Source organism: Brevundimonas sp. EAKA (assembly GCF_000698025.1).
GTDB classification, from domain to species: Bacteria; Pseudomonadota; Alphaproteobacteria; order Caulobacterales; family Caulobacteraceae; genus Brevundimonas; species Brevundimonas mediterranea_A.
In genome coordinates this window covers 1-8,863 of the sequence record NZ_JMQR01000120.1, presented here as the reverse complement: position 1 = coordinate 8,863, position 8,863 = coordinate 1, and the positions used below count along the sequence as shown (strand labels likewise).

Sequence of the window (8,863 nt, the reverse complement as noted above, 5' to 3'; positions counted from 1 at the left end):
GCCCCCTCGGGGGTGGGATGTTCGGTCACAGGTCGGCTCCCTTGAGGGCGGCGTCTCATGGCCTCAAATAGTCGATTGAAGCCGCGACACCAGAAAAACCGGATGATCGCGGATGGAACGACGATGAACCATCTGAAGACCTTCATCCTTCTGGCCGCCTTGACCGCCCTGTTCGGGGGTGTGGGTTATCTGATCGGCGGCGCGACGGGCATGGCCGTGGCCCTGGTGTTCGCCGGCGGGATGAACCTGTTCAGCTACTGGAACGCCGACAAGATTGTGCTGAAGATGTACCGGGCCCAGCCGGTCGACGAGCAACATCCGAACGCGGTGGTGCGCAACTATGTCGCCGACGTGCGCCAGATGGCCCGCGACGCCGGCCTGCCCCAGCCCCAGGTCGCCATCATCCCCAGCGACCAGCCCAACGCCTTCGCCACCGGCCGCAATCCGGAACGGGCCGCCGTCTGCGCCACCACCGGCCTGCTGGACATGCTGACGCGCGAGGAGGTGCGCGGGGTGATGGCGCACGAACTGGCCCATGTGAAGAACCGCGACACCCTGATCATGACGGTGACCGCCACCATCGCCGGCGCCATCGCCGCCCTGGCCAATTTCGCGCTGTTCTTCGGCGGCGGCGAGGACCGCGAGCGACCGGGCGGCGTCATCGGAACCCTGGCCCTGATGATCCTGGCGCCCATGGCCGCCGGCCTGGTGCAGATGGCGATCAGCCGCGGCCGCGAATACGAGGCCGACCGTATCGGCGCCGAGATCGCCGGCGACCCCCAGGCCCTGGCCTCGGCCCTGCAGAAGATCGACGCCTACGCCAAGCGGATCCACAATCCGACCGCCGAACGCAATCCCGCCTCGGGCCAGATGTTCATCATCAACCCCCTGGCCGGACGCGGCGCCGACAACCTGTTCTCGACCCATCCGGCCACGGTCAACCGGGTGCGCGCCCTGGCGGAGCTGGGCGCCAAGATGGGGGTGCGTCCCCGCGCGGCGGCGACGCCGCCCGTCTCGGCGGTTCCCGTCACGCCACGTCGCGCGACCACCGGCGTGCCCGACACCCCTGGCGAACCGCGCGGCCCCTGGGGCTGAACGCGGCGTTTTGACCCGTCTTTGCCGTGTACGCTCGGCGCGGGGATCCATTCAGACGGAGGCCTGACCAATCAGGGGGCATGTCGCGTCTGCGCTCGGCGCGTAAACCCCGACCGTCAAGTCCCGTCATCCTTGGGACCGGCCCGAGGGCGACGGATCAAGGAGAGGGCCGCTCAGCTCCGCTCCACGCACATGGCCACGCCCATGCCGCCGCCGATGCACAGGGTCGCCAGGCCCTTTTTCGCGCCCGACCGCTTCATCTCGAACAGCAGGGTGGTCAGGATGCGGGCGCCCGAGGCGCCGATGGGATGGCCGATGGCGATGGCGCCGCCGTTCACGTTCACCTTGGCCGGGTCGAGGCCCAGTTCTTTGACCACGCACAGGCTCTGGGCGGCGAAGGCCTCGTTGGATTCCACCAGATCCAGGTCGGCCACGGTCCAGCCCGCCTTTTCCAGCGCCTTTTTCGAGGCGGGGATCGGCCCCGTGCCCATGATCGCCGGATCGACCCCGGCCGTGGCGGACGAGACGATGCGGGCCAGGGGCTCCAGGCCGCGGGCCTTCGCCTCATCGGCGCTCATCAGCACCAGGGCGGCGGCGCCGTCGTTCAGGCCCGAGGCGTTGGCGGCGGTGACGCTGCCCGCCTTGGCGAAGGCAGGCCGCAGTTTCTGCATCAGCTCGATGGTCGCGCCGTGGCGGATGTATTCGTCCTTGTCGACGACGACGTCGCCCTTCTTGCCGGGAATGACGACCGGAACGATCTCGGCGTCGAACCGACCTGCGTTTTGCGCCGCCTCGGCCTTGTTCTGGCTGGCGAGGGCGAATTCGTCCTGGGCCTCACGGGTGATGGCCCATTTGTCGGCGATGTTCTCGGCCGTCTGGCCCATGTGGTAGCCGTTGAAGGCGTCCCACAGCCCGTCCTTGATCATGGTGTCGATCAGGGCGACGTCGCCCATCTTGTGCCCGGCCCGAAGCTGCTGGGCGTGCGGCGCCTGGCTCATGCTCTCCTGGCCGCCGGCGACGACGATCTTCGCATCGCCCAGCGCGATCTGCTGGGCGGCGATGGCGACGGCGCGCAGGCCCGAGCCGCAGATCTGGTTCAGGCTCCAGGCCGGCGCCGCCTGGCGCACCCCGGCGCCGACGGCGGCCTGACGGGCCGGGCCCTGTCCGGCGGCGGCCTGCAGCACATGGCCCAGGATCACCTCATCGACCTCTTCGCCCGACACGCCCGCCCGTTCCAGCGCCGCCCGAATGGCGACCTCGCCCAGTTTCGACGCCGGCAGCGCGGACAGGGCCCCCAGGAAGGACCCGACGGGCGTGCGGGCGGCGGAGACGATGACGACCTCGGTCATGGGATTTCACTCGATGCGGAATAATGAGTTGCCGTTTTGCCGCATCCCGGCGGCTTCGTCACCTGTGGCCGAAACAGACCGCCGCAGATTCAGTCATTCGTCACCCTGTCGGCGCATTCTGGAGGAACGATACGGACGATCCCGGATTTGATTGGCCATGCTCCGCACGCTGAAACGCTTCGCCGCCCACGTCTGCACGCCGGACGAGCTGGACATGATCGAGCACTACCAGACGCGTGCCGAAAGACTGGCAGACCTCTGGGTCCATGTCGTCGGTCTGATGCTGGCGGCGGTCGGGGGCGTCATCCTGGCCGGTCTGGCGGGAGTCTACGCCGGAATCGGCGGGGTCATGGCCACGGCCATCTACGCCCTGTGTCTGGTCGGCATGCTGACCGCCTCGACGATTTACAACTGGACCAAGCCCTGCGCCGCGCGACCTGTGCTGCGACGGCTCGACGAGGCCGCCATCTTCCTGATGATCGCCGGCAGTTATACGCCCTTCACCACCCAGAGATTCGAAGGCCTGTGGTCGGTCGGTTTCACCGCCCTGATCTGGACCCTGGCCTTCGTCGGCGCCGGGGTGAAACTGTTCGCGCCGCGCATTTCCGACAAGTTCTGGAGCGGCGTCTATGTGGTGTTCGGCTGGCTGGCCGTGGCCGCCCTCAAGCCCATGGTCGAGACGGTTCATCCGGTCGCCCTGGCTCTGCTGGTGATCGGCGGTCTGATCTACACCGCCGGGGTCCTGGTCTTCATCAGCCCCAAGGTGCGTTTCCGCCGGGCCATCTGGCACGGTTTCGTCGTCACCGGCGCGACCGTCCACTGGACGGCGGTTCTGGTGGGCGTCGTCCTGGCCCCCGCGATGAGCCACTAGGATATCCGTCCGATCCCTGCGTGTTCAGGTCGCCGAATCCCCCCTCTGGCGCATCGCGTCGCAACGGAGGATAGTGACGCGTTGCAACATCGCGAGAACAAGCGTGGCTGACGAAAAGATCAAGGGTGGAAAACACGGCGACGGCGCCCAGGTCGTCATCAAGAAGTATGCGAACCGCAGGCTCTATAATACGCGGACCAGCGCCTATGTGACGCTGGAGGACCTGGCCGCCATGGTGCGCGAGGGGACCGAGTTCGTCGTCTATGACGCCAAGACCAATGACGACCTGACCCGTCAGATCCTGACCCAGATCATCTTCGAGGAAGAGAGCCGGGGCGAAGCCCTGCTGCCGGTGCAGTTCCTGCGCCAGCTGATCGGTTTTTACGGCGGCTCCATGCAGGGGGTTCTGCCCTCCTACCTGGAGATGTCGCTGGCCAATTTCGGCCGCCAGCAGGAACAGTTCGCCAGTCAGATGAGCCGGGCCTTCGGCACGGGATCGGGCGCGACCCTGATGGAGGAGGCGGCCAAGGCGAACATGGCCATGTTCGAACGGGCCATGCAGATGTTCCCCGCCTTCGGCTATTCCCGGACCGAGTCCCAAACGGCGTCTCAGGCGGCGCCGACGGAAACCGGAGACGGGGCTCCGGCGGCGCCCGACGCCCTGGACGAGATGCGTCGCCAGATGGACGAGATGCGCGCCCAGATCGATCGTCTGGCGGGCGGGTCGAAGGCGAAATGACCGAGCGCATAGGAGCGGTCGGCGGGCCCGAGCGGATCGATCGCCGCGAAGGCGAGCGCTGGGAACGGGAGCGGCGGGCCGATCAGGAGAGGTCTCGCGCCCTGGTTCCGGTCGAACCCGCCGAACCCGAGTTCAAGCCCGAAACCGCCCCGGCAAGACCTGCCGTCCATGTGGCGGCCGACCCCGGCGCGGCGGCCTTTGTCGCCCAGCAGATGGGGCAGCGCGGCCAGAAGCGCGGTCTGCGCGGCGGCCCCCCCGTGCTGGGCGCGGCCCGCGCCGCCTATATGGGCGCCGAATATTCAGGCGAGGCGGAGCGGCGTCCTCCCTTGGGCCGGGCGGCCAAGACCGACATCTGACCGCCGCCGGGGCTGAGCGGCACGGGGTTTGCTGGGGCGGGGCCAGAACGCCTCTTTTCGGACCAGCCCATGCCCGCCCTTCATCTCGCCGCCAAGGTTTTCGACGTCGCCGTCGTCGCCCTGATCTTCACGGCTTTTTCTTAGGGGCCTATCGCCCTGTCGGGCTGCTTGAGGCCGCACGGGGCCCATCCCTCTGTCGGGCGGCCTGAGGCCTGATCAAGCCGTCAGTTCCCGAGATCGAAGTCCTTGCGGGACGAGATGATGGTGACGATGAAGCCGGCCAGGACGTCCAGCAGGATCATCACCACGATCAGGAAGAAGGTCGAGGTGGCGAAGCCGCGGATCAGCAGGAACTCGACCAGAACGACGATGAACAGGACCATCGACAGGGCGTGATTGACGATGGCGACCTTCTGGCTGGAGGTCGACTTGATCAGCTCGAAGAACAGCAGGATCAGGCCCAGGAACAGGATCAGGTCGCCCGAGCCGATATTCCACTGGGCGCCGGACGCCATCGGGATCGAGAACATCGGATCGCGCAGAATGGCGTCGGCCTGGGCCATGCCCATGTCGCCCGGCGCGCCGAACAGCACGACGATATTGTACAGGATCACCGGGATCAGCAGCAGGGGTATGGCGATCAGCATGGCGGTCCTCCCCGGCGCAACGGCTGCGCTTGTTAAGCTTGATTAACTCTATTTGACCGGTTTCGCCACGCCGGAGGTGTGACGGCGCCCTCAGTGGCGGGGAAAGCCGCCCGCGCGGCTGAGGGCGGACGGGGCCGGGCGGCCGAGGGCCTCGCCGATCCAGCGGGCCGTGGCGATCAGGGCGTCCAGATCATAGCCGGTCTCGAATCCGCTGCGCGCCAGCATATAGACCAGGTCCTCGGTGGCGATATTGCCGGTGGCGCCCGGGGCGAAGGGACAGCCGCCGATGCCGCCGACCGAGGCGTCCAGAACATCGATCCCGGCCTCGACCCCGGCGTAGGCGTTGGCCAGGCCGGTGTTGCGGGTGTCGTGGAAATGCAGGCGCAGCACAGCGTCGGGCGCGGCCTTGCGGGCGGCCTCCACCTTGCGCGTCACGGCCCAGGGATCGCCGGCGCCGATGGTGTCGGCCAGGCCGATCTCCGCCACGCCCAGGTCCGCCAGGGCCCCGACCATGTCCGTCACCTGATCCACCGAGACCTCGCCCTCGAACGGACAGCCCCAGACGCACGAGATCATGGCCGACAGGGACGGGGCGCCGTCCGACGCCGCCGCATTGTGCCGACGGGCGACGATCTCGCCCAGCATGGCCAGCTGGTCCTTGACCGACAGGCCCTGGTTCTTCAGGCCGAAGCCGTCGGTGGCCGCGACCGAGACATTGACCTCGTCGACCCCCGTCGCCAGCGCCCGGTCATAGCCCTTGCCGTTCAGGACCAGGCCGATGCGGCTGCGGCCCGCCGCGTGCGGCAGGGCGGCCATCACCTCTTCGGCGCCGGCCATCTGCGGCACATATTTGGGATGGACGAAGGAGACGGCCTCGATCCGGCGCGCGCCGGCCGCTTCCAGCCGCCGCACCAGATCGACGCGGACGGCGGGCTCCAGCACGGCCTTCTCGTTCTGCAGCCCGTCGCGGGGCCCCACTTCGACGATCTGGATGAACCGGCTCATGGGGCTTCGCCTGCGTCATCGCCTGTTCCGGGCCGAGGCGGCGGCGCATAGACGGTCAGGGTCATCTCGTCCCCGCCCGAATAGTTGTAGCCCCGCACCACCCCGACGGCCCGGCCCGACACGCCCAGTCGTCCGGCGGCGTCGCGGAAGGCGGCGGCGTCGCGCGCCTCGACGATGGCCGGCCGCCCCTCGGCCAGGGCGCGGGCGGCGCCTTCGGCGTCGGTCAGGTCCGTGTCCCGGCCGGTCAGGAAGACGAAGCTGGGCTCATGATAGGTGGTGATGGCGACCGGGCCGGGCGTGCGGCCCTGGCGCGGATGCAGGTCGGCGGCCTCCAGCGTCTTCTCCAGCTGGGGCGCGATGGCCAGGGGGCGCAGCTGGCGGATGGTCCCGGCCAGGGCGCCATGGGCCACGATGCCGAATGCCAGGGACGCGACCAGGGCCGCGACCGGGGCCCGGTTCAGCAGCAGGAAGGCGCCCACGGCGGCTGCGGCCAGGGTGGTGACCACGGTCAGGGCGGCCCAGGTCTGGGCCGTCGAGGTGCCGTAGACCGTCAGCCCATAGACGGTGACGCCGATGATCAGCAGGGCGGCGAACAGGGCCAGGGCGGCGCCGGTGATGCGCGACACCTTGCCGATGGGCCGCGCCAGGGCGGCGGCGGCCAGCAGGGCCAGCGCCCCGAAGGTCGGCAGGGTGTAGTGCCACAGCTTGGTCGGGGCCAGTTCGAACATCAGCCAGCCGGGAACCAGCCAGCAGACCAGGAACCGGATCGCCGGCTCGGCCCGCCGGCTCCAACCGGTCGAGACGGCCGCCGGCAGCAGCAGGGTCGAGGGGAAGAAGAGCAGGGGGGCCAGCAGCAGATACAGGCCGGGGAAGCCGGAATGGCTTTCGTGGGCGCCGGCGATCTTGGGCGCCAGGTCCCCGCCGATGGCTTCGCGCCAGAAGCCGCCGTCGGTGGCGATGGTGATGGCGATGGCCCAGGGTCCGACCATCAGGGCGACCAGGGGCAGGCCCCAGCCCCAGCCGAGGCGCGCCAGCCATTTGATGTTCCGGTCCCAGATCGACAGGGCGATCACGGCCAGGGCGATGACCAGAAGCCCGATCGGCCCCTTGATCAGGATCGACAGGCCGACCCCGATCCAGAACAGCAGCTTGTGCGGCCGGATCGGCCGTTCTCCGGCCCGTGTCGCCATATAGATCCGCGCCAGGGCCGCCATGGCCAGGGTGGTGGTGCCGCACAGCATGGCGTCGGTCTTGGCGATGCCCGCCTCGGTCGACAGCAGGAAGGTGGCCCCCATGATCGCGCCGCCGAAGAAGCCGACGCGGGCGCCCAGCAGGGCCGACCCGGCCCAGGCCACGGCCCAGGCGGCCAGCATGGCCCCCAGCAGCGACGGAATCCGGTAAGGGGCGATGTCGCGATCCTCGACGTCCGAGGTCAGGGCGACGGCGGCGGCCTGCATCCAGTAGATGCCGACCGGCTTCTTCCAGCGTGGTTCGTCCTGGAAGCGGATGTCGACATAGTCGCCGCTCTCCAGCATCTGGGCCGTGGCCTGGGCGAAGCGGCTCTCGTCCCGGTCCAGTGGCGGCAGCAGCAGCAGGCCGGGCAGGCCGGCGATCAGCGTCAGCAGGGCCGCCAGGAGCGGACCCTTCCAGCCGGCGATGCGGCGATCCAGATCGAAAGTCTTCATGAGAGACTCCTTACACGGCGACCGGCCCGTCGTCAGCCGTCTCCCCTAAGCCGTCGATCTCGTCTATGGAGCGGCCATGACCGCCGAACACAATCCTGCGCCTCTGATCTCCGTCGTCGTGCCCGTCCATGACGAGGCGGGCGCCGCCGTCCCCCTGGCCCGCGAGATCGCGGCCGCCTTCGCCGGCCGATCCTATGAGATGATCTTCGTCGACGACGCCTCCAGGGACGCGACCCTGTCGGAGCTGAGGGCCGCCATGGCCGAACTGCCGGCCCTGCGGGTCCTGTCCCACGGGACCAATGCGGGCCAGAGCCGGGCGGTCCGCACCGGGGTGCTGGCCGCCCGCGCCCCCGTGGTCGTCACCATGGACGGCGACGGCCAGAACCCCCCGGCCGACGCCCCGCGCCTGGTCGACGCTCTGCTGGCCGCGCCGGCCGATGTGGGCCTGGTCGGCGGCCGGCGCGCCAAGCGCCAGGACAGCCAGGCCAAGCGCCAGGCCTCGATCTGGGCCAACCGCATCCGCCGCCGCCTGCTGGGCGACGACGCCGACGACACCGGCTGCGGCCTGAAGGCCTTCCGCCGCGACGTCTTCCTGCGCCTTCCCTATTTCGATCACATCCATCGCTATCTGCCGGCCCTGATGATCCGCGAGGGGTTCCGCAACCAGTATCTCGACGTCGACCACCGCCACCGCGAGACGGGCCAGTCGAAATACACCAACTGGGGCCGTCTGCGGGCCTCCTTCTCGGACCTGCTGGGCGTCATGTGGCTGAAGACCCGCTCGCGCCGTCCGGGCGCGATTTCGGAATTCTGACACGGCGAAACGCTCCGTCCCTTGGGCGGAGTTGGAGGCCCTTTGGAAGCGGAGGGCTGGGCGGGGCGCCGGGCCTTCGCCCGGAGTATGATCTAGAAATACCGTTTCGACGAAGGTTTGACGCCCCGCGCGGAAGGTTGGCCTGCAAGCTCGGGGCGCCGAGCGGTGGCGGTCTTATCGCCTAACCCCATAAGCCTGCGACGGGTCGGCGGTCCCTGCGAAGAACCGTCCCGAGTGCGGCCGAGTATCCCCCTCGACCCTCCGGCGACGTCCTGAGGCGCCGCCGGCGCGGGGGAGTTGCA

General features: G+C 69.1%; 9 protein-coding genes. 5 read left to right on the top strand and 4 right to left on the bottom strand.

Features of this window, described 5'->3' with window-relative positions:
• Window positions 1-123 precede the first annotated feature (123 nt).
• Window positions 124-1,095 carry a zinc metalloprotease HtpX gene (gene htpX / locus ER13_RS14015; RefSeq protein ID WP_035310188.1) on the top strand — a complete coding sequence of 324 codons (972 nt, stop codon included), beginning with the start codon at window positions 124-126 and terminating at the stop codon, window positions 1,093-1,095.
• A gap of 173 nt (window positions 1,096-1,268) precedes the next feature.
• Here the strand turns inward: htpX and ER13_RS14010 are convergent, their stop codons facing one another.
• Window positions 1,269-2,444: an acetyl-CoA C-acetyltransferase gene (locus ER13_RS14010; protein WP_035310186.1), complete on the bottom strand. Its 1,176-nt coding sequence runs from the start codon at window positions 2,442-2,444 to the stop codon at window positions 1,269-1,271.
• A gap of 157 nt (window positions 2,445-2,601) precedes the next feature.
• On the opposite strand from ER13_RS14010, the gene ER13_RS14005 reads away from it, so the two are divergent.
• The 3 genes from ER13_RS14005 (at window position 2,602) to ER13_RS13995 (ending at window position 4,410) form a co-directional block, all read left to right on the top strand.
• Complete coding sequence (locus ER13_RS14005) at window positions 2,602-3,315, top strand: hemolysin III family protein (RefSeq protein ID WP_008261552.1); 714 nt, start codon at window positions 2,602-2,604, stop codon at window positions 3,313-3,315.
• Between the two features lie 103 nt (window positions 3,316-3,418).
• Window positions 3,419-4,054 carry a polyhydroxyalkanoate synthesis repressor PhaR gene (phaR, locus tag ER13_RS14000; protein ID WP_008261903.1) on the top strand — a complete coding sequence of 212 codons (636 nt, stop codon included), beginning with the start codon at window positions 3,419-3,421 and terminating at the stop codon, window positions 4,052-4,054.
• Window positions 4,051-4,410 (top strand): hypothetical protein, encoded by a 360-nt coding sequence (locus tag ER13_RS13995; RefSeq protein WP_035310184.1) that lies wholly within the window; start codon window positions 4,051-4,053, stop codon window positions 4,408-4,410. Before phaR ends, ER13_RS13995 begins: the two co-directional genes overlap by 4 nt.
• A 224-nt stretch (window positions 4,411-4,634) precedes the next feature.
• Here the strand turns inward: ER13_RS13995 and ER13_RS13990 are convergent, their stop codons facing one another.
• The 3 genes from ER13_RS13990 to ER13_RS13980 form a co-directional block, all read right to left on the bottom strand.
• On the bottom strand, window positions 4,635-5,057 hold the full coding sequence (locus tag ER13_RS13990; RefSeq protein WP_008259054.1) for a hypothetical protein: 423 nt from the start codon (window positions 5,055-5,057) through the stop codon (window positions 4,635-4,637).
• A 90-nt stretch (window positions 5,058-5,147) separates the two neighbouring features.
• On the bottom strand, window positions 5,148-6,062 hold the full coding sequence (locus ER13_RS13985; RefSeq protein WP_035310182.1) for a hydroxymethylglutaryl-CoA lyase: 915 nt from the start codon (window positions 6,060-6,062) through the stop codon (window positions 5,148-5,150).
• Entirely contained in the window at window positions 6,059-7,747 is a 1,689-nt protein-coding gene (locus tag ER13_RS13980; RefSeq protein WP_035310180.1) for a glycosyltransferase family 39 protein, read from the bottom strand. Before ER13_RS13980 ends, ER13_RS13985 begins: the two co-directional genes overlap by 4 nt.
• 76 nt (window positions 7,748-7,823) lie before the next feature.
• On the opposite strand from ER13_RS13980, the gene ER13_RS13975 reads away from it, so the two are divergent.
• Window positions 7,824-8,561 (top strand): glycosyltransferase family 2 protein, encoded by a 738-nt coding sequence (locus ER13_RS13975; protein ID WP_008260933.1) that lies wholly within the window; start codon window positions 7,824-7,826, stop codon window positions 8,559-8,561.
• Window positions 8,562-8,863 lie beyond the last annotated feature (302 nt).